The organism is Flavobacterium sp., from assembly GCF_031411595.1.
Lineage (GTDB): Bacteria > Bacteroidota > Bacteroidia > Flavobacteriales > Flavobacteriaceae > Flavobacterium.
This window is the reverse complement of record NZ_JANOBI010000002.1, coordinates 18,793-42,836: the sequence shown is the minus strand read 5'-3', so window position 1 is coordinate 42,836 and position 24,044 is coordinate 18,793. Positions and strand designations below refer to the sequence as shown.

Below are 24,044 nucleotides of genomic sequence, written 5' to 3'. Positions count from 1 at the left end.
TTTTTGGGTAGCCATGGTAGGTGATACGATCACCGAAGAAGCCCTGCCAACCTACGAATCCTGGCTGATGGACGTGGAAGGTGTTGACAATGTGGAGCGAAATGCATGGTCGAAATGGGTTCGCCAATGGACCGGCGAGGAAAACCGTCACGGCGATCTCCTCAATAAATACCTTTATTTGTCCGGCCGTGTCAACATGCGTGAAATCGAAATGACCACACAGCATTTAATCTCCGACGGATTCGATATCGGAACCGGACGCGATCCATACAAAAACTTTGTGTATACTTCTTTTCAAGAATTGGCAACCTACATTTCACACAACCGTGTTTCGCAATTGGCGAAAAGTTATGGCGACAACAAACTGTCGAAAATGTGTAAGATGATTGCGGGCGACGAAATGCGCCATCACCATGCGTACAGCCAATTTGTGACTGAAATTTTTAAAGTCGATCCAAGTGAAATGATGCTCGCGTTCAATCACATGATGCGAAACAAAATCACAATGCCTGCCGGGTTTTTGAGAGAATCTGGGCAACAAATTGGTGCTGCTTTCGAACAGTTCTCCAATTCAGCGCAGCGTATTGGCGTTTACACCGCAAGCGATTACGTAGACATCATGCAGAAACTCATCGACAAATGGGAGATTGATAAAATCACCGGTTTGACGGATGAAGCTGAAAAAGCCAGAGATTACTTGATGAAACTTCCAGCGAGAATGGCCAAGGTTTCTGAAAGAATGGTGATTCCACCGGATTCGTTTGTGTTTAAATGGGTGGAACCGGCTGTAGCGGGATAATTAATTTTAATAGCATATCAATGTTGAATTTTGAAGTGAATACTTTAAGGTTCAACATTTTTTAATTCAAAATCATGAACAATCCTGATTTAATTTCTAGAACCATAACCTTTGTAAAACAACAATTGGCGGATGCTGAAGGCGGGCACGATTGGTTTCACATCGAACGTGTTTACAAAAATTCGATGCTGATTTCACAATCCGAAACTTGTGATGAAATGGTTGTGAAGTTGGGTGCGTTGCTTCATGATATTGCCGATAGTAAATTTCATGATGGTGACGAAACCATTGGTCCGAAAACAGCGCGTGCGTTTTTAGAAAGTCAAAATGTTGAAGAAACGATTATTGTTCATGTATTGAATATCATTGAAAATATTTCTTTCAAAGGCGGTAATTTCGAAAAGAAATTCCATTCTAAAGAATTAGAAATTGTGCAAGATGCTGATCGCCTCGACGCTATTGGTGCGATTGGCATTGCCCGAACTTTCAATTATGGTGGATTTAAAAACAGACCGTTGTACAATCCTGATATTGCTCCGAATTTGCATATGAGCAAAGAAGAATATAAGTCGAATGAAGCACCAACACTCAATCATTTCTATGAAAAATTGTTGTTGCTCAAAGACAAAATGAATACTGAAACCGGAAAGCAAATCGCCCAAGAACGCCATCATTATATGGAACTGTTCCTATCGCAATTCTACGCGGAATGGAATGGTGAGCAATAAAAAAGAGCGCCATTTAGACGCTCTTCCTATTTTATAATGTGACTTTCAATAATTGCTTTTTCTTGCCTTTTCTTCCCATAAAAAAGACGGAATGTTCTGAGGTCATAATGGCGCCATAAGCTACCATAAATGGCACTTCATTATCTTTATCATCTAAGATTTCTTTGTAATCAAAGTCGCCATTTTCGTTGACACGGATTACATTTAAATTAGAATGCTTCGTGCTGGTTTGCCCAAATTGAATGCGGTCATTGCTGAGTTTTTTTACTTTTTCACCAGCATTGATAAAGAAATAAGTGTCGTTGCCTTTGATGGTTGATGTATAAGAAAGATACGAACTCTCACCTGCTGTTGCTTGACGTTTGTTGATGTTTCTAGCCCAAGCGATATCGCCCGAAGTATTGATTTTTGCCGTTACGATATCGTCATAATGATACGTTGTCGTGGTATAACTTCCGTTAGGTGTGCTCACGTATGAAGTAACGATGTAAAACTCTTCAGCATTGAAAACAATTTCATGCGTCGGCGTAATTAGGATTTTTCTGAATGATAAATTTTTAAGCTCCTTGTCTTTATCTTTTCCGTATTTATCAATCATAAATTGCTCGGTAAACGGATTGAATTTTGTTTTTCTGATAGCCAACGTTTCCGGGTCGAGTTCGAAATAACTAATCCCTTTATAACGATTGTCATTTCTGTCGGAATAGAAACCAACGCAAGTCAGACGACCTTCTAAAACAATGGTTTTGAGTGATCTTGAGTAATGTTCTTCCGTGTCAAAAACTTGTGTTTTCTGACTGTCTTTTGTGACACGTGTTAATTCGAATTGGTATTTTCCGCCATCTTTTTTGCTTTTCTTTTCGTCGGTATATACTTTCCCTAACAAATATAAAGTGTTGCCATCATTGGAAACATCGATGTTTTCATACACAAATTTTCGGTCTTTAATATCTCTTACGAAAATGTGTTCTATCTTTTTATTCAATTTATTGTCGAATAAAAACAGTTTGTGGGTTTCTGTCGATTTGTCTTTAATATCAACGGTAATTGCAAATGCATTTTTATCTTCATTCAGAATCATAGACGCGCCGGAATCATTATCAAAAGCGGAAGAAGCGAAGAAACTGAATTGTTTGATTTCATCGCTACTGAGTCTGAACAATTCTGTTTTTTTAAAATTAAAATCATTGATATTCGCGGTCAATGCAGAACAGATGTATGCTTTTTCATCACGGTTGTATAAGAAGTCAATCAAGTGAATTTCGTCGCCATTAGTGATCATGCCCAACACCGAACTTTGTTTTTCAAATTCTGAGTATTTCATTTCATATTCATACTCCTTAATGAGTTTGAGTTTGGCATCATAATGTTCGAAATAATAACCGCCGGCTCCGCCTGAAAAGAAGCCTCCTCGATAAGTTCTGGAAACGAGCACGCCACCATTGCCGTCTTGGGTGACATCAGCAATCTGAGAGAATTTGTATTCATCTTTAAAAATATCGCTTTTTGCGATAGTAGTTGGAATGTCTTGCGCGTAATTACCAATGGTACTTAAGGCGAATAATGCTAGAGCGATGCTTTTTTTCATATAATAATTGGGTTTGGTTGAACTAGTTTCCTTTAAATGCTGCTTTCCTTTTTTCTAAAAATGCTGTTGTTCCTTCTTTGAAATCCTCAGTCCCGAACATTTTCCCAAACGCTTTGATTTCGGTTTCATAACCATTCACGCCTTCTTTGAAGTTGGCATTCACAGCTTTAATCGCTTGTCCGATAGCTACAGGAGAATTTTTTAAAATGCGTTCCGCAATACTTTTACAAAAATCTAAAAGCTCGGCTTGTGGCACGACATGATTCACCAAACCTGTTCGGTGCGCCTCTTCAGCGGTAATCATTCCGGCGGTCATAATCATTTCCATAGCGCGGCCTTTTCCTATAAGTTGTGGCAATCTTTGCGTTCCGCCATAACCTGGAATCACACCTAAAGAAACTTCAGGCAATCCCATTTTAGCATTGTCAGATGCGATTCTGAAATGACAAGCCATCGCCAATTCTAAACCGCCACCTAAAGCAAATCCGTTGACTGCCGCGATAACCGGAGTTTTGAGTTTTTCTACAAAATCGAACAATAATTCTTGACCTTGTGCTGCCAATTGCGCGCCTTCTTCTATAGAAAAATGAGCGAATTCTGCAATATCGGCTCCGGCTACAAAGGCTTTTTCTCCGCTTCCGGTTAGAATAATGACTCTGATTTCTGAATTCAATTCTAACGTATTAAAAGCGTGATGCAATTCTTGTATGGTCGCCACATTCAAAGCATTGAGTTTCGTCGGACGATTGATCGTCACAGTAGCAATTTGATTTTCGGTGCTGATGATAATATTTTCGTAATTCATAATTATGATTGTATTAATGGAAGTGCCACTAAAAACGTAGTGCCCTTCCCAAATTCGGTTTCAAATGTAATTGTTCCTTTATAATTTTCGATAATATTTTTGATAATTCCCAAGCCTAAACCCATGCCGCTGTTTTTGGTGGTGAATTTAGGTTCGAAGATTTTCTCAACAAACTGTTCCTCGATGCCTGTTCCATTGTCTTTCACCAAAATAATCACTTCATTTGGATGTCTTCTGACTGATACCAAAACCGATTTGTATTCTTGTATTTCAGGAATCGATTGAATGGCATTCTTAACCAAATTGGTAATGATTCGGATCAATTGGGTACGATCCATTTTGGAGATGATTTCTTTTTCGTCGCTTTCAAAAACGATGTATTCTTCGTTGAAAATATCGAGCGCCAACTCTACAACTTCTACTACATTAAGCGTTTCGTTTTGTTGTGCCGGCATCGATGCAAAATTCGAAAATGCAGAAGCCACGGCACTCATTGTATCGATTTGTTGAATTAATGTTTCCGAATAATCTTTGAGTTTTTGTTTGAGTTCCGGATCGTTCGCATCAAACTTTCTTTCGAAACTTTGCACGGTAAGTCGCATCGGTGTAAGCGGATTTTTGATTTCATGCGCGACTTGTTTCGCCATTTCGCGCCACGCTTCTTCACGTTCGCTTTGGGCCAATTTGACAGCACTTTTTTCGAGTTCATCGACCATGCCGTTGTAGGCTTTAATCAACAAATTGATTTCCTTGCTGTTGGCTTCTAGTACAATTTTTTTGTTTTTCTGACTCAAACTCGTTTCGCTCAAACGGTCGGAAATGGTTTTTAAAGATTGGGTAATGTAAGTTGAAAGAAAATACGCCAGTGCAAAAGCAATCACGAGCATGAAAGCATAAACTTGACCCAATCGAATTAAAAAGTTTTGCAATTCTTTTTCATAAAAACCATCGTCTTCCACATAAGGTAGATTCAGAATTCCTAGTGGTTTGAATTTCTCGTCTTTAATTTGGCTGTACGAAGATCGGTTTCTGACACCGTCAATATTTTTGATATCAACGTAACGTTTTTCAATAGACGATTGTACAAGTTTGATGATGTATTTCGGAATTGGAGGCGATAAAGTGTCAATCGAAAAAGACGCTTTCGAGGATTTCAACAATTTTCCATCAAGGCTGTAAATGTTGATTTCAAGATTGTGAATTTGCGCCAATTCATGGATTTTATCTTTAAAAATCAAACCCAAATTTTTTGTCGTCAACGGATAAGTTGTCGTCGAAAGCACATATTGAATGTGTTCTTTAATCGCAGTTTCCTTACGTTCGAGTCGCTCTTGATGGTAATCTTTGGCTTCGTTTTTAAACTGAATAATCGAAATCGAAGCCATCAAAATCGACGCTATCAAAATCAATACAATCATCGACAGGAAAATCCTAATCCGCAGCGAAAGCATCGACATTTTGAATTGGGCTGCCATGTTACGATGGATTGCGTTCGCGTATTTTTTTATAGAAGCGGAATCCAAGCATAATCAAAACAGAAAATAAAACGATTCCGATGACGCCATAAATCCAGTTGACGGCGTTTTTCAAGATGACAAGAAAGACGACAGCAAATAAAATAATGGTAGCGCCTTCATTCCACAAACGCATAAAATTCGAAGTGTGTTTGACTTCATCGCGTTGCAATTGCAAATAAATCTGATGGCATTTCAGGTGGTATAAATACAACAAAAACACAAATCCCAACTTGACATGCATCCACGGCATATGCAACCATGCGTTCCCTAAATCGGTAAAAAACAACATCCAAAATGCAAAGAAACTCGCCAAAATTGCCGACGGCCAAGTGATAATATACCACAATCGATAGGTCATGATTTTGTATTGTTTCTGTAAAATTTCCTTTTCAAGTGATGGTTTTTGGGAAGCTTCAATTTGATATACAAACAATCGAACGATATAAAACAATCCTGCGAACCAAGTGATTACAAAGATGAGATGCAGCGATTTTAGGTAATTATAAAGTTCCATTAATATCGTATTTTTTTCAAAAGTAGTTAAAATCCGTGTTGAAAGGCGTTCCTTACTATTTTGCCCAATCTGAAATCCAATGACTTACCGTTTCGCACCATTCATCGCCATCATTCATACACGGAATCGCCAAAAATTCTTCACCGCCATGTTCTTTAAATTGATGGTTCGCTTCCATCGCGATTTCCTCTAAAGTTTCCAAACAATCTGCAACGAAAGCCGGTGTTACCACCGCTAATTTTTTGATACCTTTTTCGGGCATTTTATTAACTTCAACATCCGTATAAGGCGTCAGCCATTTATCTCCAGCCAATCGAGATTGAAAGGTTTGACTGTATTTCCCTTCGGGAATGCCTAGCAGTTTTACAACTTGTTTCGTAGTTTCATAACATTGATGACGATAGCAAAACTCATGTGCCGGCGAAGGTGTATTGCAACAAGAACCATCAATTTTGCAATGCGATTTAGTGATGTCGGTTTTGCGAATATGACGCTCAGGAATGCCGTGATATGAAAACAACAAATGGTCGTATTCGAAAGTGTCAAGATATTTTTTAATGGAATTCGACAATGATTTGATGTAATCGGGTTTGTTATAAAACGCCGGAACAATCGTAAATTTCATTTCAGGAAAATGCTTCTTACGCAATTCTTCCGCCAATTCTAAAATCGTCACCGTTGATGCCATCGCATGTTGCGGATACAAAGGAAAAAGCAACACTTCAGTTACGCCTTTGTCTTTAAGTTCTTGTAATCCTTTTAAAATCGACATTGTCCCATAACGCATCGATAAAGCCACAGGAATATCAACCAGTTTTTGAACTTTTTGATGCATTTTTTTAGAGATGACAATCAATGGTGAACCTTCAGCTGTCCATACTTTAGCATAAGCTGCCGCCGATTTCTTTGGCCGTGTTTGTAAAATAATACCGCGAACTAATAATGCCCGCAGTAAAAATGGAACGTCGATAACGTATTTGTCCATTAAGAATTCATCTAAATAAGGCTTAACATCTTTTGCGGTTGGACTTTCGGGCGAACCCAAATTGACTAATAAAACTCCTTTCATGGTTTGTTTATGTATTGGGATTAATGGACATTAAATATTTTTTTGGTGTCGTGGCGAATTTCTTTTTGAATGCTGCAATGAAATGGCTTCCTGTACTGTAACCGATTTTCAATCCAACTTCATTGACATTATACGAACCGCTGTCGAGCAACCGCCGTGCATAATCCATTTTGTAATCGAATAAAAAACCGTAAACCGTATCGCCGTAAATTTGCTTGAAACCCATTTTTAGTTTTTTTAAATTCAACCCAACTTGGTCTGAGAGTTCTTGCAAACCCGGTGGTTCTGACATGTTAGCAATTACGATGTCTTTGGCTTTTCGGATTTTCATCACGTTTTCTTCGTCAATCAGAAACGGGCATTGTTCTGCGTTTGGATCTTCAGAACGATTGAAATAAAGGCTAAGCAATTCGTAACCTTTACCTTTATAATATAAATTTTTAATCGATGGATGCAGGTTGTAATGAAACAATTGGCTCAACACAATCGCCATCGATGGACTAATATCGGTTTCACTATAATATTTTTTGTCTTTATTTTCAAGATTCAGAAATGAAATATAATTCGCTTCGTCGGAAAACAAAGCATGGAATTTTTTAATCGAAACAATCACCGAAATCACCCACGAATTTGGAGCCAATTCTAAATGCAAAGGCAATTCTTTTTGTGGGTTGTAGAGTAACAATGCTTTCTCTTCTTTCAAGTCTAAAGCATAACTTCCTTGATTAAACATAAATTTTGCTTTGCCTTTGATGCCGAAATGAAATTGAATCAACCCTTGTTTTATCTGCCTTTCGGCCGTAAAAATGTCATCGCCGTCGTTTTGAAAACGAATTAGGGTAAAATCTTCTTCAATTGTTATTACTTCCTGAGAACCCATAGCGATATTTTTTCGTATATGTTTTTGAATCAAGCTTAAAATCTATTTAGAATAATTCTATATAAGCAATTTCACAAGGCTTGATTCTATTGCAAATTTATAAGAATTTACGATGTATAACAGGATTTGGATTAAAATATCTCACAGCGACACAAATAGTCCTTACAGCGTTACTTTTATAAAAAGCATAGTGATAATTTTGTTGAACTTTCTAGAAAAGTAAATTTATGGAAAACAATACCGTCCCAAAACACCTCTACTTCTATGCCGTTGGTTTGAGCTATAAAAAAGCCGATGCTGTGATTCGTGGAGAATTCAGTCTCGATGCCAAAGCTAAAACCAAAGTTTTAGAACAAGCCAAGCTTGAAGGCATTGAAAGTCTTATTGTGACTTCGACTTGTAACAGGACAGAAATATATGGCTTTGCGGAACATCCGTTTCAACTCATCAAATTGATTTGTGAAAACAGTAATGGTTCCGTTGAAGCGTTTCAAAAAGTAGGTTTTGTATATAAAAATCAAGAAGCAGTCAACCATATGTTCCGAGTTGGAACAGGTTTAGACAGTCAAATTCTTGGTGACTTTGAAATTATCAGCCAAATCAAAACCAGTTTCAACGAATCAAAATCATTAGATTTAATCAATACCTTTTTAGATCGTTTGATTAATGCCGTGATTCAAGCGAGTAAAAAAATCAAGACCGATACTGAAATCAGTTCAGGAGCTACTTCGGTTTCTTTTGCTTCTGTTCAATATATTATTAGGAATGTAGAAAACATCGGAAACAAAAACATTCTGCTTTTCGGAACCGGCAAAATCGGAAGAAATACTTGCGAAAATTTAGTAAAGCATACCAAAAACGAACACATTACACTAATCAATAGAACAAAAGATAAAGCGGAAAAACTTGCAGGAAAATTGAACCTGATTGTTAAAGATTATTCTGAATTGCATCTCGAATTGCAAAAAGCAGATGTGGTTGTCGTTGCAACAGGTGCACAAAATCCAACGATTGACAAAGCGATTTTGAATCTCAAAAAACCAATGTTGATTTTAGATTTATCGATTCCAAAAAACGTACATGAGAATGTTAAAGATTTAGAAGGCGTTTCTTTAATCCACATGGATCATTTATCACAAATGACTGATGAAACTTTAGAAAAAAGAAAATCTCATATTCCCGCAGCGGAAGCTATTATAGAAGAAATCAAAGAAGAGTTTTTAACTTGGACAAAAGCCCGAAAATTTGCGCCAACAATTCACGCTTTGAAAGAGAAACTCAATTCTATAAAAGAAGGCGAGCTCAATTTCCAACGCAAGAAAATTTCAAACTTCGACGAAGAACAAGCCGAACTCATCAGCAATCGCATCATTCAAAAAATCACCAATCATTTTGCGAATCACCTCAAAGACGACAACACCATGGTAGATGAAAGCATCGAATGGATTGAGAAAATTTTTCAAATAGAAACGGTGTCGAAATAATGAGCAAAACCATACGCATCGGAACTCGTGACAGCGAATTGGCACTTTGGCAAGCACACACCGTTCAAAAAAAACTCAACGATTTAGGATACAAAACCGAAATCATTGCCGTCAAATCTCAAGGTGATATCATTCTCGACAAACCACTTTATGAACTCGGCATCACCGGAATTTTTACCAAAACTTTAGACATCGCGATGATTAATGGGCAAGTTGATATTGCCGTGCATTCGATGAAAGACGTGCCGACAGCGTTACCGCAAGGCATAGTGCAAGCCGCCGTTTTAGAGCGCGCCAATGTTTTGGATATTTTAGTCCATAAAGGAAACCCAGATTTCTCAAGCGAAAATACAATAGCAACCGGAAGTTTACGCCGTCAAGCGCAATGGCTCAATCGTTATCCGAATCACCATGTTGTTGATTTGCGCGGTAATGTCAATACACGAATGCAAAAACTCCAAGATAACCATTGGGATGGTGCTGTATTCGCAGCAGCAGGTCTTGAACGCATCAATATCAAACCTGAAAATTTCATCGATTTAGATTGGATGATTCCCGCACCGGCACAAGGAGCCATGGTTATAGTAGCCATGGGAAATGACAATTTTTGTATCGACGCTGTTTCGGAATTAAACGATGTTGAAACCGAAGTCTGCACACACATCGAACGCCAATTTCTTAAAACATTAGAAGGTGGATGTACCGCGCCAATTGGAGCTTTGGTTAAAATTATAGAAGACGATATTTCATTTAAAGGCATTCTTCTTTCATTAGACGGCAAGCAAAAAGTGGCTGTTGAAAAAACAGTGCCCATACAAGAATGGAAAAAACTAGGCTATTACTGTGCTCAAGAAGTTTTAGAAAATGGCGGAAAAGAAATCATGCAGGAACTTCGAAAACAACTCAAACCGAAAATGAACTAAATGGAAAATCAAGTTCGCATAGTATCAACAAAAAAATTGCTGCCCAACCAAAAGCAGTATTTGTTGAATGCGAATTTTTCTGTCGTTGAAGCTGATTTTATTGGTATCAAGTATAAAGATTTTAAAATCAACAATGATTTCGAGTTTCTAATTTTCACGAGTCAAAACGCTGTTGAAAGCATTCTTAAAAATAAAAAACCAGAAGTGTTACTTCCTAAAAGGTGTTTTTGTGTTGGTGAAAAAACCAAAGCTTTGTTAGAGGAAAATGGTTTTGTAGTGTTGGTATGTTCAGATTACGCTGCTGAATTGGCATCAATCATTTGCAACAAATACCAAAAACAAAACTTTACGTTTTTTAGCGGGAATTTAAGAAAAGACATTTTGCCCGAAGCCATGCAGTTGGCGCAAATTGAGTTTGAAGAAATTGAAGTCTATGAAACGATATACACGCCAACGGAAATACAATCGAAACCTGACGGCATTTTATTTTTCAGTCCATCAGCAGTAGAAAGTTATCTCAAAACAAATAAAATTACAGATGAAATGTGTTTCTGCATCGGTCAAACTACCGCGGAAACTGCAGAAAAATTCACAGAAAATATAGTTATTGCGAATCAACCATCCGTTGAAAACGTGATTATACAATGTATAAATTATTACAGTAAAAAAGATTATGATTAAAAACGACTTATTTTTAAAAGCCTTAAAAGGAGAAACCGTCGAACGCCCTCCAGTTTGGATGATGCGTCAAGCCGGAAGATATTTACCCGAATTCATTGCACTTCGCGACAAATATGATTTCTTCACGCGTTGTCAAACACCCGAATTAGCTGCCGAAATTACGGTTCAACCGATTCGCAGAATTGCACCCGATGCGGCGATTTTATTCTCCGATATTTTGGTTGTTCCGCAGGCGATGGGCATCGAAGTGCTCATGAAAGAAAACGTTGGTCCGTTTTTGCCCAATCCAATCCGAACAATTCAAGATGTAGAAAAAGTCATCGTTCCCGACATCCACGAAACTTTAGGTTATGTGATGGATGCCATCAAACTCACCAAAGAAATGCTCAATGATGAAGTGCCATTAATCGGTTTTGCAGGTTCGCCATGGACGATTTTCTGTTATGCCGTGGAAGGAAAAGGCTCCAAAAGTTTTGATACTGCCAAAGGATTTTGCTTTACACATCCCGAAGCCGCGCACGTATTGTTGCAAAAAATCACCGATACCACCATTTTATATTTAAAAGAAAAAGTAAAAGCCGGCGTCAATGCCGTACAGATTTTCGATTCTTGGGGTGGCATGTTGTCACCGGTCGATTATCAAGAATTTTCATGGAAATACATCAACCAAATCGTCGAAGCATTAGCCGATGAAACCGATGTGATTGTTTTCGGAAAAGGTTGTTGGTTCGCTTTGAATGAAATGGGGAAAAGTCGTGCATCTGCTTTAGGTGTCGATTGGACATGCTCGCCAAGAAATGCAAGATATCTTTCGGGTGGAAATATCACATTGCAAGGCAATTTCGATCCGTCAAGATTGTTATCTCCGATTCCAACGATTAAAAAAATGGTGCATCAAATGATCGACGAATTCGGGAAAGACAAATACATCGTCAATCTCGGTCATGGGATTTTACCCAACATACCGGTCGACCACGCGAAAGCGTTTATTGATGCCGTGAAAGAATATAAAAATTAGGGCGTGTCCACAAGGGCCGGGCTTTCCGCACTCGCTTTTTTACGCCGAACGCCGGCGCAAAAAGAGCTCAGACAAAGCGTCAATCCCTCACGCAAACTTGGTAAAATAGAACGATTATGCCACTAACTGCAAGACTTCGCGACGAAGAAAACGAACGCATCAACAACATCCTCAAAAGGTTGATGGGTATGGATTACGTTCCCGAAAACGGCAATGCATTGATTGATGAAATATTATCCGGAATTGGATTGGATTTACAAGCGTTGTTGGAATTTAAACCAGAAAACATGGTTGAACACCTTCAAAAGCACCATTTCGATTGGGAAAATGCAGAGCAATTCGCCGATTTTCTAATTATGCTTTCATCAAGATTACCCGAAAACGGATTTTCATTATCCGAAAAAGCCATCGCTGTTTATGAGTTTGTGCAAACAGAAAGCAAAACATTTTCATACACTATTTTCAATAAAATAAACGCCGCTAAAAAGTAACAGCCATGATGACATTCGAGAATTGGACAACAGAACGCATCGACACTATTCTTCCTGAAGAATTTTACAATTTGGTGCAAAGCAATAAAAGTCATATCGAAAACACATTCCCAATTACGTTAAGTTGCTGTTCGAATCTCGAAAAAACGAAAGATTTTCTTCAAAAAAACATACAGAAAGAAAACGAAAAAGACGGTTATTATTTTTACATTCGAAATACAGAAACTGAAAAATTGATTGCTTATGTATGCATTAAAAACATCAACAAATCGATTATGAAATGTGAATTGGCGTATTTCATAGACCACCATTTTGAAGGCAAAGGCATCATTTCTAAAGCGGTTGCTGAAACTGTTGCTTTTTGTTTTGAGGTATTACAAATGAATAAAGTGTACATCTGCACTTCAAAAATCAACATGGCAAGCCAACGCATCGCCACCAAACAAGGCTTCCAAAAAGAAGGCATTTTGCGCGAAGAATTCAAAAACGGAAAAGCCATTTTAGAAGATATCGTTTATTTTGGATTATTGAAATCGGAATATCAAAAATGAAAGACACATTTTACAATTACATACTAAAACTACAAGACGAAATTGTCTCCGGACTAGAAGCCATTGATGGTCAAGCGAAGTTCCGTGAAGATATTTGGGAACGTCCCGAAGGCGGTGGCGGAATAACACGCGTCATCGAAAACGGAGCCGTCATTGAAAAAGGCGGTGTCAACATTTCGGCTGTTCACGGAAAGTTGCCCGAAGCCATGCAGAAAATGTTCAAAGTTGGTGAAGCCGATTTTTTCGCCTGTGGATTAAGCCTTGTCATTCATCCAAAAAATCCAATGGTGCCCACGGTTCATGCCAACTGGCGCTATTTTGAAATGTATGATAATGACGGAAATATCATCGAACAATGGTTCGGCGGCGGACAAGATTTAACGCCTTATTATTTGTTCGAAGAAGATGCGATTCATTTTCATCAAACTTGTAAAACCGCTTGCGACAAACACAACGTTGAATTCTATCCAAAATATAAAAAACAATGCGACCACTATTTCTGGAATGCCCATCGAAATGAAGCCCGCGGCATCGGAGGATTATTCTTCGATTATTGTAAAGCAACCGAGTCAATGTCGATGCAAGATTGGTACAATTTCGTAACCGAAGTCGGCAATAGTTTTCTAGAAGCTTACGTTCCTATTGTAGAAAAAAGAAAAAAACTACCATACACCGAAGCCCACAAAACTTGGCAAGAAATCCGCCGTGGCCGCTACGTCGAGTTTAATCTCGTGCACGACAAAGGCACATTATTCGGACTCAAAACCAACGGCCGTATCGAAAGCATTCTGATGAGTTTACCGCCACACGTGCAATGGGTTTACGACCACCATCCCGAAAAAGGTAGCGAAGAAGAAAAGTTAATTCAAGTATTAGAGCATCCAAAAGAATGGATTAAATAAAATAATAATCAACCACATAGAAACATAGCTAATTGCTATATGAAGCGAAGCGTCTAAAATGACAAATAAGTCTATGTCTCTATGTGGTAAAAAAAATAAAAATATGTTCCCATTAAACAGAAATAGAAGATTAAGAACCAACGAAGCCATTCGTTCTCTAGTGCGCGAAACTATCATTTCGCCCAACGATTTTATCGTACCGCTTTTCGTAGTGGAAGGCAAAGGCATTAAAGAAGAAATTCCATCAATGCCTAATTATTTCCGCATGAGCCTCGACAACATCGAAAAAGAAGTCAAAGAACTTTGGAATCTCGGTTTGAAATCAGTGTTACTTTTCGTTAAAGTCGCTGACAACCTCAAAGACAACAAAGGCACCGAAGCGTTAAATCCAAACGGACTCATGCAACGCGCGATAAAAACCGTCAAAAACGCCACGCCAGGAATGCTCGTCATGACCGATGTTGCGTTAGATCCATTCTCCTCATTCGGACACGACGGAATCGTTGAAAACGGGCAAATCGCCAACGATATCACTTCAGCAATCCTCGCAGAAATGAGTGTTTCTCACGCGCATGCCGGAGCCGATTTCGTAGCACCAAGCGACATGATGGACGGAAGAATTCTCGAAATCCGCGACGCTCTCGAAGACGCTGGTTACATCAACACCGGAATTTTAGCTTACAGCGCCAAATACGCTTCTGCCCATTACGGCCCATTCCGCGACGCACTCGATAGCGCTCCTGTCGATTTGGTTGACGTTCCCAAAGACAAAAAAACCTATCAAATGGATTACCACAACCGCATCGAAGCGATTCGCGAAACCCTAATGGATATCGAAGAAGGAGCCGACATCGTCATGGTAAAACCCGGAATCGCCTATTTAGATATTGTGCGTGAAGTTAAAAATGCCGTCGAAGTTCCTGTTGCCGTTTACCAAGTTTCGGGCGAATATGCCATGATTAAAGCAGCTTCACAACGAGGTTGGCTCGACCATGACGCCGTGATGATGGAGCAAGTTACCGCCATCAAACGTGCCGGTGCCGATATGATTGCAAGTTATTTTGCGAAAGATGTGGTGAAGTTAATTTCATAAAATATGAAAAAAACAGCACTTCTTGGTCTTTTGGTTTTGATAGTTTCGTGCAAGAAAGAATCCACCGAATCTTTCGGGAAATCGAATACCAAAAAAACACCTGTCGAATTAGGAAAAGAACTTTTCGAAGACAAAGGCAATTGTGTAGCATGTCACCAACCGAATCAGAAAGTGATTGGTCCAAGTATTCAAGACATCGCCAAAATCTACAAAGCTAAAAACGCGAGCATCGTAACATTCCTGCAAGGCAACGCTGACCCGATTGTAGATCCGTCTCAATTCGAAGTCATGAAAACCAATTTCGCGATCACCAAATCAATGAGCGAAGATGAATTAAAAGCGATTGAAGCTTACATTTATTCGAATTTAAAGTAGGAACTATTTACTTCGTCAGTTCGCTCTTTACGAGCTCGGGTCCCGCTATCCATTCCCAATCTTTTGTGCCGAACACCGTCACAAAAGGATTTCCACTACTATCGGGGCTAGGGCAGACTATAAGATTGTAAGATTTCAAGACAGTAGGATCAAATCTTATAGTCTTACAGTCTTAAAATCCTAAAATCCTTTACTATCTTTATCCCATGGAAACCGCCTTCATCAAAACCCCACTAGGAACCGCCAAAATCACCGGCGACGATAACGGCATTGCTGCAATTTCGATTCTAGAAGAAGGCCAAATCACCAAAAAAATTCCAAAAGTTTTAAAAGAAGCCAGCAACCAACTTCAAGATTATTTCAACGGAAAACGCAGCACTTTCGATTTCAAACTGAATCCTCAAGGCACCGAATTCCAACAAAAAGTTTGGAATGCCTTACTCGAAATTCCATTCGGTAAAACAGTTTCTTATATGGATATCACCAAAAAACTAGGCGATGTAAAAGCCATTCGAGCCGTAGCATCAGCTAACGGAAAAAACCCATTGTGGATTGTCGTTCCATGCCACAGAGTTATCGGAACAGACGGTTCACTCACAGGTTATGCCGGTGGTTTGTGGCGAAAGAAATGGTTGCTTGAGCATGAAAGTCCATCCCAACAACAAACTTTGTTTTAACCTCAAGGGTCGCAAAGGTTTTCGCAAAGAACGCAAAGAAATAATTGTATTTATATTTTTACCGCAGATTACTTCGTCTGTTCGCTATCGCTCGGGTGACAGATTAATATAAATATCTGCGAATCTGTGGTTTAATTTTTTTAAAACTTAGCGAACCTTGCGAAAACCTTTGCGCACTTTGCGGTTATTTTTTGTAAATTCGTCTATCAATAAATACATGCACATGAAATTCTTGAAAAAATTCCTCCTTTGGTTTGTCATTCTCTTTGCCACGATTATCGCCTTGCTATACATTTTCCAAGTGGATTATCTAATCAAAGCCGTGCGCACGATTTACCTCAACGGACACACGACGGCTTTTCTAAAAGACTACACCGAATTCGACAATCGCATCATTCCTAAAAGTCATACACCACAACCTTGGGCAACTTCGAAAGATTACAATACCGTAAAGCCAACAAATGAACTCGAAAATTGGCATAAAAAACTCGGAACCGTCGCTTTCTTAATCATCAAAAACGACAGCGTTTGGAACGAAAGTTATTATGATGATTACGATAAAAACTCCAAATCGAATTCGTTTTCGATGGCGAAAAGTATTGTATCCGCTTCGCTTGGAAAAGCCATTATGCAAGGCAAAATTAAAAGTCTTGACCAAAAGGTTTCTGATTTTTTTCCTGAATTTAATAAAGGAACTTCAGCCAATATGACCGTTGGCGATTTGTCTTCGATGGCTTCAGGGTTAGATTGGGATGAGTCGTATTACAGTCCATTTTCGATTACAACACGTGCCTATTTTGATGAAGATTTAAACAAAGTTATTCTCGGTCTCAAAGGCGTCGATGAACCAGGAAAAGCCTACAAATATTTAAGCGGCAACACCCAATTACTCGCCATGTGTATCGAAAAAGCCACTGGAAAAAGCCTCGCCGATTACGTAGCTGAAAACTTCTGGAATCCGATGGGCGCAGAAAACGAAGCGTTCTGGCAAACGGATCATAAAGGCGGTATTGTTAAAGCGTATTGTTGTTTTGCCAGCAACGCCAGAGATTTTGCGCGTTTCGGAAAACTATACAAACAACACGGAAAATGGAATGGTCAACAATTGCTCGATAGTACTTTCATCGCTAAATCAACAATGCCAAGATTTAAAGCCTCGCCTGAATACGGCTACGGTTGGTGGCTCAGCGATTACAAAAACAAAAAAATATTTTATATGCGCGGGCATTTGGGACAATACGTGATTGTCATTCCACAAGACGATTTGATTATCGTACGTCTTGGAAACCAACACCAAGCGAGCACCAAAGGCAGTCCACACAGCGAAGATTTCTTCGTTTACATTGATGAAACTTATAAAATGCTCGCACAAAGAAAATAAATACAACCCACGAATTATTAACTAAATATATACGCCATGATTGAAAAAATGAACCTCGAAAACATCTTGTTCCTCGACATTGAAACTGTTCCTGAACAAGAAAATTTTACTAGTCTGGATTCCGAAATGCAAACGCTTTGGGAACTCAAAACGCAATACCAACGAAAAGACGAATTTACTCCTGAGGACTTTTACGAACGCGCCGGAATTTGGGCTGAGTTTGGAAAAATCGTTTGTATTTCTGTTGGGTATTTTACGCTCAAAAGCGACATTAGCCATTTTAGAGTCACTTCTTTTTTTGGAGATGAAACTAAAATTCTCAAAGATTTTTCGAATCTAATGGGCAACCATTTCAGCAAACCGCAGCATCTTTTGTGTGGACATAATGCAAAGGAATTTGATATTCCGTTTATCGCGAGACGTATGATTATCAACCAGATTGCGATTCCGTCGAAATTGAATCTGTTTGGCAAAAAACCTTGGGAAGTACCGCATCTCGACACTTTAGAATTGTGGAAATTTGGTGATTACAAACATTTCACTTCGTTGAAATTACTCACCAAAGTGCTCGGCATTCCATCATCCAAAGGCGATATCGATGGCAGTCAAGTGGCGCATGTTTTTTATGTAGACCAAGACATCGATCGCATCATCACCTATTGTGAAAAAGATGTCATTGCCGTAGCTCAGGTTTTCCTTCGTTTTCGTCGTGAAGATTTGTTGATTGATGAGGAAATTTTGCATGTATAAATAAGTAAACTTTGCGTCTCTGCGACTTTGCGAGGTTTAATTTCACGCAAAGACACAAAGGCGCAAAGCATATTGAAATCAATAGAATCCGAATTAAAATATTATAAAAAATATTACATTTACGAAAAAGTAAGTTATGGTATTAAGTAGATTTTGGCTCACGATTTTTATCGCTTCGATTCTGTTCGTGGTGTTCAGTTTGTTTACCGGCAACAGCTATACAATCGATTATGTACTAAATGGAAAGAAAGACGATCCCGTTTTGATTTCGGAAAAGTACAAGGAACAACTTCCCGCTTTCATCAAAGATTCGATCGAAAAAGCGCCTGAGCAAACAATGATTATCAATCGTGATACTTTGAATGCCGATACGACTTATGTCTTCAAAAACAAAACCGTAAAAATCTACAGCGGCGTTCAGAAATCGGACGGATTGTTGCCAACTTGTAAAAACACCTTACTCGATTTGATTCTTCCGCTGATTGCCTATTTGGCTTTTTTCTGCGGCTTGATGGAGCTTTTAATTATTTCCGGTGCTTCCGCAAAATTGGCTAAACTATTGAGTCCTGTTTTCGTAAAAGTGTTCCCGAGTATCCCGAAAGACCATCCGTCTATTTCGTACATGACGTTGAACTTTGCTGCCAATTTCCTTGGATTGGATTCTGCCGCAACGCCATTCGGGTTGAAGGCGATGGAAAGTTTACAAGAAATAAATCCTGAAAAAGACAGGGCGAGTGATGCGCAAATTATGTTTTTGTGTTTGCATGCTTCGGGGCTTACTTTAATAGCCACTTCGATCATCGGTTATCGCGCTGCAGCCCATGCGACGAATCCTGCCGATGTGATGCTGCCTTGTATTATCACTTCTTTTATAGGTACGATTGCGGCTTTTCTTATCGTTGGAATCAAACAGAAAATTAATTTTAAAAGCGCTTCTTTGGTTGTGGGTTTGATGGGATTAATAGCCGCCATTGTAGGGTTGTTGATGTATGTGAACCACTTGGATTTGATTGGAAAAAACTATTTTACCTCTAATCTTTCCGCTTTAATATTAGTAGCGATTATTGCTTTTACTTTGATATTTTCGTTTATTAAAGAGCAGCAATTTACGGCGGCGAAAACCACTGTTTTTGAAGCTTTTGTTTCGGGAGCCAACAATGGAATAAAAACTGGAGTCACTATTTTCCCTTATGTTTTGGGAATGTTGGTGGCCATTTCGTTATTTAGAAACAGCGGTTTATTTGAAATTATCAGCAACTGGATAGCGTTTGGTTTTTCGAATATGGGTGTGAGTAAAGAAATTACAGATGCACTACCTGTTGCGCTGCTTAGACCATTTAGTTCTGCGGGTTCAAGAGGATTTTTGATCGATTCGATGAATACATTTGGAGCTGATTCCTTAACCGGAAGATTAAGCAGTATTTTTCAATGTAGTGCTGAAAGTACATTTTATGTCATCGCCGTTTACTTTGGCTCGGTCAATATAAAAAATACGCGTTACGCTTTAGGAACGATGCTTATTGTGGATGTGATTTGTGTGATTACTGCGATTTTTGTTGCGGGATGGTTTTTTTAAAATAAAATTTCAAAAGTAATGTCATTTACGGAATCCTTCTCTGCTTTCTATAACCAGGTTAAAACTAGTTTAGCCGATGGTACTTTTGCCAAATTAACGCTTGCAAAAACAATTGGCAATACCGATTTGATGAATATTTATGTTCGCCCGATAGTAGAAAATGGCGTTTTAAAAATGGAACTCAAATACAAATTCCAGCAAGAAGAGCAGATTGAAATTCACACGATTGACAAAGCACGCGACACTTTAGTATATTATATCAACAATCCGTTTATGTCGGCCATACTATTCACAACAGCATTTGATTTGACCTATAAACTCAATAAAAAACGCGCGGTAAGTATTACTGAAAAAGCCAATACTTTTGGAAACGCTTCGGAAGTTTTACTAGATTATCTTAATCAATAACCATTTCAGGAATCTCACCTTCAATAATCAAATCGGCTTCCGTTGATGCGATGATGTGTTCTACCGAAACGCCAGGTGCTCTTTCGAGAAGTTTGAAGCCTTTTGGTGTAATTTCTAAAACCGCTAATTCCGTAACGACTTTCTTCACGCAACCTACGCCTGTTAATGGCAAAGTACATCGTTTCAATATTTTCGATTCTCCGGCTTTATTGACGTGCATCATGGCTACGATAATGTTTTCTGCGGAAGCAACCAAGTCCATGGCACCACCCATACCTTTGACCATTTTTCCGGGGATTTTCCAATTGGCAATGTCACCATTTTCGGCTACTTCCATAGCGCCTAAAATCGTTAAGTCGACGTGCTGACCGCGAATCATACCAAAACTAAATCCTGAATCGAAGAAACTAGCTCCTGGTAACGTCGTGATGGTTTGTTTTCCTGCGTTGATTAAATCAGCGTCTTCTTCACCTTCGAACGGAAATGGGCCCATGCCTAAAACGCCGTTTTCACTTTGAAATTCTACTGAGATATCGGTGCGCACATAATTCGCCACAAGCGTTGGGATTCCGATGCCTAAATTGACATAATATCGATCTTGGACTTCTTGTGCAATTCTTTTTGCGATGTCGTTTTTATCTAACATGGTGGTGGTTATTTTTGTCTGACAGTGCGTTGTTCTATTCGTTTTTCAAATTTTTCGCCTTGAAATATTCTTTGAATCAATATTCCTGGAATGTGCACTTGGTTTGGATCGAGCGTGCCAACGGGAACCAATTCTTCTACTTCGGCTATTGTGATATTTGCTGCGCCACACATGCATGGGTTGAAGTTTCTGGCGGTTCCTTTGAAGATTAAGTTTCCGGCTTCGTCGCCTTTCCATGCTTTTACGATGGCGAAATCGGCTTTGAAAGCGTGTTCCATCACGTGCATTTTGCCGTTGAATTCGCGCGATTCTTTTCCTTCTGCGACTTCGGTTCCGTAACCTGCTGGTGTGAAGAAAGCAGGAATTCCGGCTTGTGCAGCGCGACAACGTTCGGCTAATGTGCCTTGTGGGATAAGTTCAACGTCGAGTTCACCTGAAAGCATTTGGCGTTCGAATTCGGCGTTTTCTCCGACATACGAAGAAATCATTTTTTTGATTTGCTTTTTTTGCAACAACAATCCCAATCCGAAATCATCGACGCCGGCGTTGTTGGAAATACAGGTGAGATTGTTGGTTTCTTTGTTAACGAGTTCCCCTATTGAGTTTTCAGGAATGCCACAAAGTCCGAAGCCTCCGAGCATTAGTGTCATTCCGTTTTCGATGCCTTGTAGGGCTTCTTGTACTGAGTTTACTTTTTTGTTGATCATATTCTTTTAAAAATGGATTTTAAGACTGTAGGATTATAAGATTGCTTCGCCAGTTCGCTGACAATCAGGTCGATCTTACGGTCTTGAAGTCTTGTAATCTGTGCCTAGCCCCGATAGGAACGTTATCCTTTTGTTCTGGGGTTCAGAACAAAAGATTTAGTGGATAGCGGGATTAAGCTCCTGACCAATATTACAATTCAAATTCATCGGTGTTTTGTTCGAAATCTGTCGTGTCTTTTACGGGTGCCCAGCAATCTACTTTTATCGATAAATTAGCCGGTCGTTCGAAATCGGATTTGGAGACATTGAGCGTTGGATCGGCATAGCATTTCTTCATAAACATCGCCCAAATCGGAAGTGCAGCTGTCGCACCTTGTCCGTAAGTGATGCCTTTGAAACGTGCGGATCGGTCTTCGCAACCTACCCAAACACCAGCCGTCAGATTCGGCACCATGCCCATAAACCAGCCGTCGGATTGATTTTGTGTTGTTCCAGTTTTTCCTGCAATCGGATTGGTGAACATATACGGATAACCTGTCACGCGGTTGTAGCCATTGCCGCCACCTTGTGTTCTCAGACGCGCGCCCGAACCACCTTCGGTAACACCTTCGAGTAGTTTGATGACTGCGAAAGCGATGTCTTTGTTGAGCACATCATGCGAGTCCGGTGAAGGTTCGTAGATGACCACGCCATTTTTATCTTCGATGCGCGTGATGAATTGTGGTTTGATGTAAACGCCTTCATTCGCAAAGGTGCTGTAAGCAGCAACCATATCTTCAACGGTAATTTCTACCGCGCCCAATGCGATGGATGGTTGCACTGGAATTTCTGATTTGACTCCAAGTTTGTGCGTGAGTTCAACTACGGCTTCTGGGCCGACTTTATCGATTAATTTCGCTGAAACGGTGTTGATGGAATTCGCGAGTGCTTTTTTCAAAGTCACCATGCCGCGGTATTTGTTGTCTGAATTTTTAGGTTCCCAATCTTCGGTTACGTGGTGAACACCTTTGTGAATCATAAACGGGCTATCGATGATTGAATCGCAAGGTGACATATTAAGTTGTTCGATGGCTGTGGCGTAAACGAACGGTTTGAATGTCGAGCCTACTTGACGCGCACCTTGTCCGACGTGATCGTATTGGAAATATTTGTAATTGATACCGCCGACCCAAACTTTAACGTGTCCGGTTTGTGGTTCCATTGCCATCATGCCGGCTTGTAAGAAGCTTTTGTAATAACGAATCGAATCGGTTGGTGTCATGATGGTGTCTTTCTCGCCTTTCCAAGTGAAGACTTTCATTTTGGTTTTGACGCCGAACGATTTGATGATTTCTTCGTCGGATTTGTCGTCGGCTTTCATGAGTTTCCATCGACTGGAATTCTTCATGGCTTTCATCATGAGTTTTTCAGTTTCGATATCAGAAATGTTGACGAACGGTGCATTTTTATTGTCTTTTTGTTGGCTTGACAATTCGATTTGTAGATTCGTTAAATGCTGTTTCATCGCTTCTTCAGCATAGGTTTGCATTCTCGAATCAATTGTGGTGTAGATTTTTAAACCGTCTTTGTAGATGTCGTATTCCGAACCGTCGGATTTCTTGTTTTCTTTGACCCAGTTTTTCATGAAGTCACGCAAATATTCGCGGAAGTAAGTTCCGATGCCGTCAGTGTGGCTTTCGGGTTGAAAGTGCAATACGATAGGTTTTTGTTCCAATTGCTTTTTCGCAGATTCTTCGAGGAAACCGTTTCGCACCATTTGACCGAGCACGACGTTTCTTCGTTTTTGAACTTTCTCAACACGGCGAACCGGATTGTATAACGATGGATTGGTCAACATTCCGACTAGCATGGCGCTTTCGTCAACGGTTAGGTCGCGGGGTTCTTTCCCGAAATAAACTTTGGCGGCGGAACGAATTCCGACTGCGGTATTGACGAAATCGGCTTTGTTGAAATACATTGCGATGATTTCATTTTTGGTGTATTGTCTTTCTAGTTTGATGGCGATGATCCATTCTTTGGCTTTTTGGATGATTCTGAGTGGAAGAAATTTTGAACCTTCACCATGAAAAAGTAGTTTCGCCAATTGTTGGGTTAACGTACTAGCACCACCATTGGAACCTAATCTTATCGCTGCGCCAAGGGTTCGTCTGGCATCGATTCCTGAATGTTCGTAGAACCGTTCGTCTTCAGTGGCCACCAATGCATCGACTAAATGTTTTGGAAGGTCGGCGTATTTTATTGGCGTTCTGTTTTCATTATAAAATTTACCGATGGTGACACCATCTGTGGAAATAATTTCAGTAGCTAAATTGGAATCGGGATTTTCTAAATCTTCAAATGAAGGCATTGACCCAAGTAAACCCCAAGAAGCAAAAATGAAAAACAGGAAAACGCCACCTAAAGTATAAAAGTAGATTTTCCAAAATTTCTTTTTATAGTGATTGATATCTTTTGTCTGATTGTTTTTTGGAACTGCCATAC

Annotated in this window: 25 protein-coding genes; 16 read left to right on the top strand and 9 right to left on the bottom strand. The window is 39.5% G+C overall.

What is annotated here, in order from left to right:
- Both RMO03_RS00275 and RMO03_RS00270 read left to right on the top strand, forming a co-directional pair.
- On the top strand, positions 1-799 hold a 799-nt coding region (locus RMO03_RS00275; protein ID WP_309640071.1), incomplete at its 5' end, for an acyl-ACP desaturase.
- A gap of 74 nt (positions 800-873) precedes the next feature.
- Entirely contained in the window at positions 874-1,527 is a 654-nt protein-coding gene (locus RMO03_RS00270) for an HD domain-containing protein (protein ID WP_309640070.1), read from the top strand.
- 31 nt (positions 1,528-1,558) lie between these two features.
- Here the strand turns inward: RMO03_RS00270 and RMO03_RS00265 are convergent, their stop codons facing one another.
- From RMO03_RS00265 to RMO03_RS00240, 6 genes are read right to left on the bottom strand one after another with little or no spacing between them, the layout of a single operon-like run.
- Entirely contained in the window at positions 1,559-3,115 is a 1,557-nt protein-coding gene (locus RMO03_RS00265) for a hypothetical protein (RefSeq protein WP_309640069.1), read from the bottom strand.
- Positions 3,116-3,137: 22 nt separating this feature from the next.
- Positions 3,138-3,920 carry an enoyl-CoA hydratase-related protein gene (locus tag RMO03_RS00260; RefSeq protein ID WP_309640068.1) on the bottom strand — a complete coding sequence of 261 codons (783 nt, stop codon included), beginning with the start codon at positions 3,918-3,920 and terminating at the stop codon, positions 3,138-3,140.
- A 2-nt stretch (positions 3,921-3,922) separates the two neighbouring features.
- Positions 3,923-5,395: a sensor histidine kinase gene (locus tag RMO03_RS00255; protein ID WP_409024898.1), complete on the bottom strand. Its 1,473-nt coding sequence runs from the start codon at positions 5,393-5,395 to the stop codon at positions 3,923-3,925.
- Between the two features lies 1 nt (position 5,396).
- Positions 5,397-5,951, bottom strand: a complete 555-nt coding sequence (locus RMO03_RS00250) for a CopD family protein (RefSeq protein ID WP_309640067.1) — start codon at positions 5,949-5,951, stop codon at positions 5,397-5,399.
- A 55-nt stretch (positions 5,952-6,006) separates the two neighbouring features.
- On the bottom strand, positions 6,007-7,020 hold the full coding sequence (hemH, locus tag RMO03_RS00245) for a ferrochelatase (RefSeq protein ID WP_309640066.1): 1,014 nt from the start codon (positions 7,018-7,020) through the stop codon (positions 6,007-6,009).
- A gap of 7 nt (positions 7,021-7,027) precedes the next feature.
- Complete coding sequence (locus RMO03_RS00240; RefSeq protein WP_309640065.1) at positions 7,028-7,900, bottom strand: AraC family transcriptional regulator; 873 nt, start codon at positions 7,898-7,900, stop codon at positions 7,028-7,030.
- A gap of 227 nt (positions 7,901-8,127) precedes the next feature.
- On the opposite strand from RMO03_RS00240, the gene hemA reads away from it, so the two are divergent.
- From hemA to RMO03_RS00170, 14 genes are all read left to right on the top strand, one after another.
- Positions 8,128-9,384: a glutamyl-tRNA reductase gene (hemA, locus tag RMO03_RS00235; RefSeq protein ID WP_309640064.1), complete on the top strand. Its 1,257-nt coding sequence runs from the start codon at positions 8,128-8,130 to the stop codon at positions 9,382-9,384.
- A complete protein-coding gene (gene hemC, locus RMO03_RS00230) occupies positions 9,381-10,307 on the top strand; it encodes a hydroxymethylbilane synthase (RefSeq protein ID WP_309640072.1) in 927 nt (308 codons plus the stop codon). Before hemA ends, hemC begins: the two co-directional genes overlap by 4 nt.
- Positions 10,308-10,988: a uroporphyrinogen-III synthase gene (locus RMO03_RS00225; protein WP_309640063.1), complete on the top strand. Its 681-nt coding sequence runs from the start codon at positions 10,308-10,310 to the stop codon at positions 10,986-10,988. It begins immediately after the preceding gene.
- Positions 10,981-12,006, top strand: coding sequence for a uroporphyrinogen decarboxylase (hemE, locus tag RMO03_RS00220; protein ID WP_309640062.1), 1,026 nt, complete (start codon positions 10,981-10,983; stop codon positions 12,004-12,006). Before RMO03_RS00225 ends, hemE begins: the two co-directional genes overlap by 8 nt.
- 116 nt (positions 12,007-12,122) lie before the next feature.
- On the top strand, positions 12,123-12,497 hold the full coding sequence (locus RMO03_RS00215; protein WP_309640061.1) for a hypothetical protein: 375 nt from the start codon (positions 12,123-12,125) through the stop codon (positions 12,495-12,497).
- Positions 12,498-12,502: 5 nt separating this feature from the next.
- Positions 12,503-13,048, top strand: coding sequence for a GNAT family N-acetyltransferase (locus RMO03_RS00210; protein ID WP_309640060.1), 546 nt, complete (start codon positions 12,503-12,505; stop codon positions 13,046-13,048).
- On the top strand, positions 13,045-13,950 hold the full coding sequence (gene hemF, locus RMO03_RS00205) for an oxygen-dependent coproporphyrinogen oxidase (RefSeq protein WP_309640059.1): 906 nt from the start codon (positions 13,045-13,047) through the stop codon (positions 13,948-13,950). Before RMO03_RS00210 ends, hemF begins: the two co-directional genes overlap by 4 nt.
- 103 nt (positions 13,951-14,053) lie before the next feature.
- Complete coding sequence (gene hemB, locus RMO03_RS00200; RefSeq protein ID WP_309640058.1) at positions 14,054-15,043, top strand: porphobilinogen synthase; 990 nt, start codon at positions 14,054-14,056, stop codon at positions 15,041-15,043.
- A gap of 3 nt (positions 15,044-15,046) precedes the next feature.
- On the top strand, positions 15,047-15,418 hold the full coding sequence (locus RMO03_RS00195) for a c-type cytochrome (RefSeq protein WP_309640057.1): 372 nt from the start codon (positions 15,047-15,049) through the stop codon (positions 15,416-15,418).
- Between the two features lie 206 nt (positions 15,419-15,624).
- On the top strand, positions 15,625-16,095 hold the full coding sequence (locus tag RMO03_RS00190) for a methylated-DNA--[protein]-cysteine S-methyltransferase (protein ID WP_309640056.1): 471 nt from the start codon (positions 15,625-15,627) through the stop codon (positions 16,093-16,095).
- A gap of 223 nt (positions 16,096-16,318) precedes the next feature.
- Entirely contained in the window at positions 16,319-17,476 is a 1,158-nt protein-coding gene (locus RMO03_RS00185; protein ID WP_309640055.1) for a serine hydrolase, read from the top strand.
- Between the two features lie 36 nt (positions 17,477-17,512).
- Complete coding sequence (locus RMO03_RS00180) at positions 17,513-18,226, top strand: 3'-5' exonuclease (protein WP_309640054.1); 714 nt, start codon at positions 17,513-17,515, stop codon at positions 18,224-18,226.
- A 136-nt stretch (positions 18,227-18,362) separates the two neighbouring features.
- A complete protein-coding gene (locus RMO03_RS00175; protein WP_309640053.1) occupies positions 18,363-19,802 on the top strand; it encodes a nucleoside recognition domain-containing protein in 1,440 nt (479 codons plus the stop codon).
- An 18-nt stretch (positions 19,803-19,820) separates the two neighbouring features.
- On the top strand, positions 19,821-20,210 hold the full coding sequence (locus tag RMO03_RS00170) for a hypothetical protein (protein WP_309640052.1): 390 nt from the start codon (positions 19,821-19,823) through the stop codon (positions 20,208-20,210).
- Here the strand turns inward: RMO03_RS00170 and RMO03_RS00165 are convergent.
- From RMO03_RS00165 to RMO03_RS00155, 3 genes are all read right to left on the bottom strand, one after another.
- Positions 20,200-20,856: a CoA transferase subunit B gene (locus RMO03_RS00165; RefSeq protein ID WP_309640051.1), complete on the bottom strand. Its 657-nt coding sequence runs from the start codon at positions 20,854-20,856 to the stop codon at positions 20,200-20,202. The genes RMO03_RS00170 and RMO03_RS00165 overlap by 11 nt on opposite strands.
- Before the next feature lie 8 nt (positions 20,857-20,864).
- Complete coding sequence (locus RMO03_RS00160; protein ID WP_309640050.1) at positions 20,865-21,563, bottom strand: CoA transferase subunit A; 699 nt, start codon at positions 21,561-21,563, stop codon at positions 20,865-20,867.
- A gap of 190 nt (positions 21,564-21,753) precedes the next feature.
- Positions 21,754-24,042 (bottom strand): PBP1A family penicillin-binding protein, encoded by a 2,289-nt coding sequence (locus RMO03_RS00155; protein WP_309640049.1) that lies wholly within the window; start codon positions 24,040-24,042, stop codon positions 21,754-21,756.
- Positions 24,043-24,044: the final 2 nt, after the last annotated feature.

Bases quoted from the DNA above. Each gene is read 5' to 3' on its own strand.
- RMO03_RS00250 (WP_309640067.1), bottom strand. From the start codon at position 5,951: ATGGAACTTTATAATTACCTAAAATCGCTGCATCTCATCTTTGTAATC.
- RMO03_RS00225 (WP_309640063.1), top strand. From the start codon at position 10,308: ATGGAAAATCAAGTTCGCATAGTATCAACAAAAAAATTGCTGCCCAAC.
- RMO03_RS00215 (WP_309640061.1), top strand. From the start codon at position 12,123: ATGCCACTAACTGCAAGACTTCGCGACGAAGAAAACGAACGCATCAAC.
- hemA (WP_309640064.1), top strand. From the start codon at position 8,128: ATGGAAAACAATACCGTCCCAAAACACCTCTACTTCTATGCCGTTGGT.
- RMO03_RS00175 (WP_309640053.1), top strand. From the start codon at position 18,363: ATGGTATTAAGTAGATTTTGGCTCACGATTTTTATCGCTTCGATTCTG.
- RMO03_RS00255 (WP_409024898.1), bottom strand. From the start codon at position 5,395: ATGGCAGCCCAATTCAAAATGTCGATGCTTTCGCTGCGGATTAGGATT.
- RMO03_RS00155 (WP_309640049.1), bottom strand. From the start codon at position 24,042: ATGGCAGTTCCAAAAAACAATCAGACAAAAGATATCAATCACTATAAA.
- RMO03_RS00185 (WP_309640055.1), top strand. From the start codon at position 16,319: ATGAAATTCTTGAAAAAATTCCTCCTTTGGTTTGTCATTCTCTTTGCC.
- RMO03_RS00265 (WP_309640069.1), bottom strand. From the start codon at position 3,115: ATGAAAAAAAGCATCGCTCTAGCATTATTCGCCTTAAGTACCATTGGT.
- RMO03_RS00240 (WP_309640065.1), bottom strand. From the start codon at position 7,900: ATGGGTTCTCAGGAAGTAATAACAATTGAAGAAGATTTTACCCTAATT.
- hemB (WP_309640058.1), top strand. From the start codon at position 14,054: ATGTTCCCATTAAACAGAAATAGAAGATTAAGAACCAACGAAGCCATT.
- RMO03_RS00160 (WP_309640050.1), bottom strand. From the start codon at position 21,563: ATGATCAACAAAAAAGTAAACTCAGTACAAGAAGCCCTACAAGGCATC.
- RMO03_RS00170 (WP_309640052.1), top strand. From the start codon at position 19,821: ATGTCATTTACGGAATCCTTCTCTGCTTTCTATAACCAGGTTAAAACT.
- RMO03_RS00210 (WP_309640060.1), top strand. From the start codon at position 12,503: ATGATGACATTCGAGAATTGGACAACAGAACGCATCGACACTATTCTT.
- hemH (WP_309640066.1), bottom strand. From the start codon at position 7,020: ATGAAAGGAGTTTTATTAGTCAATTTGGGTTCGCCCGAAAGTCCAACC.
- RMO03_RS00190 (WP_309640056.1), top strand. From the start codon at position 15,625: ATGGAAACCGCCTTCATCAAAACCCCACTAGGAACCGCCAAAATCACC.
- RMO03_RS00180 (WP_309640054.1), top strand. From the start codon at position 17,513: ATGATTGAAAAAATGAACCTCGAAAACATCTTGTTCCTCGACATTGAA.
- hemF (WP_309640059.1), top strand. From the start codon at position 13,045: ATGAAAGACACATTTTACAATTACATACTAAAACTACAAGACGAAATT.
- hemE (WP_309640062.1), top strand. From the start codon at position 10,981: ATGATTAAAAACGACTTATTTTTAAAAGCCTTAAAAGGAGAAACCGTC.
- RMO03_RS00270 (WP_309640070.1), top strand. From the start codon at position 874: ATGAACAATCCTGATTTAATTTCTAGAACCATAACCTTTGTAAAACAA.
- RMO03_RS00260 (WP_309640068.1), bottom strand. From the start codon at position 3,920: ATGAATTACGAAAATATTATCATCAGCACCGAAAATCAAATTGCTACT.
- RMO03_RS00195 (WP_309640057.1), top strand. From the start codon at position 15,047: ATGAAAAAAACAGCACTTCTTGGTCTTTTGGTTTTGATAGTTTCGTGC.
- RMO03_RS00165 (WP_309640051.1), bottom strand. From the start codon at position 20,856: ATGTTAGATAAAAACGACATCGCAAAAAGAATTGCACAAGAAGTCCAA.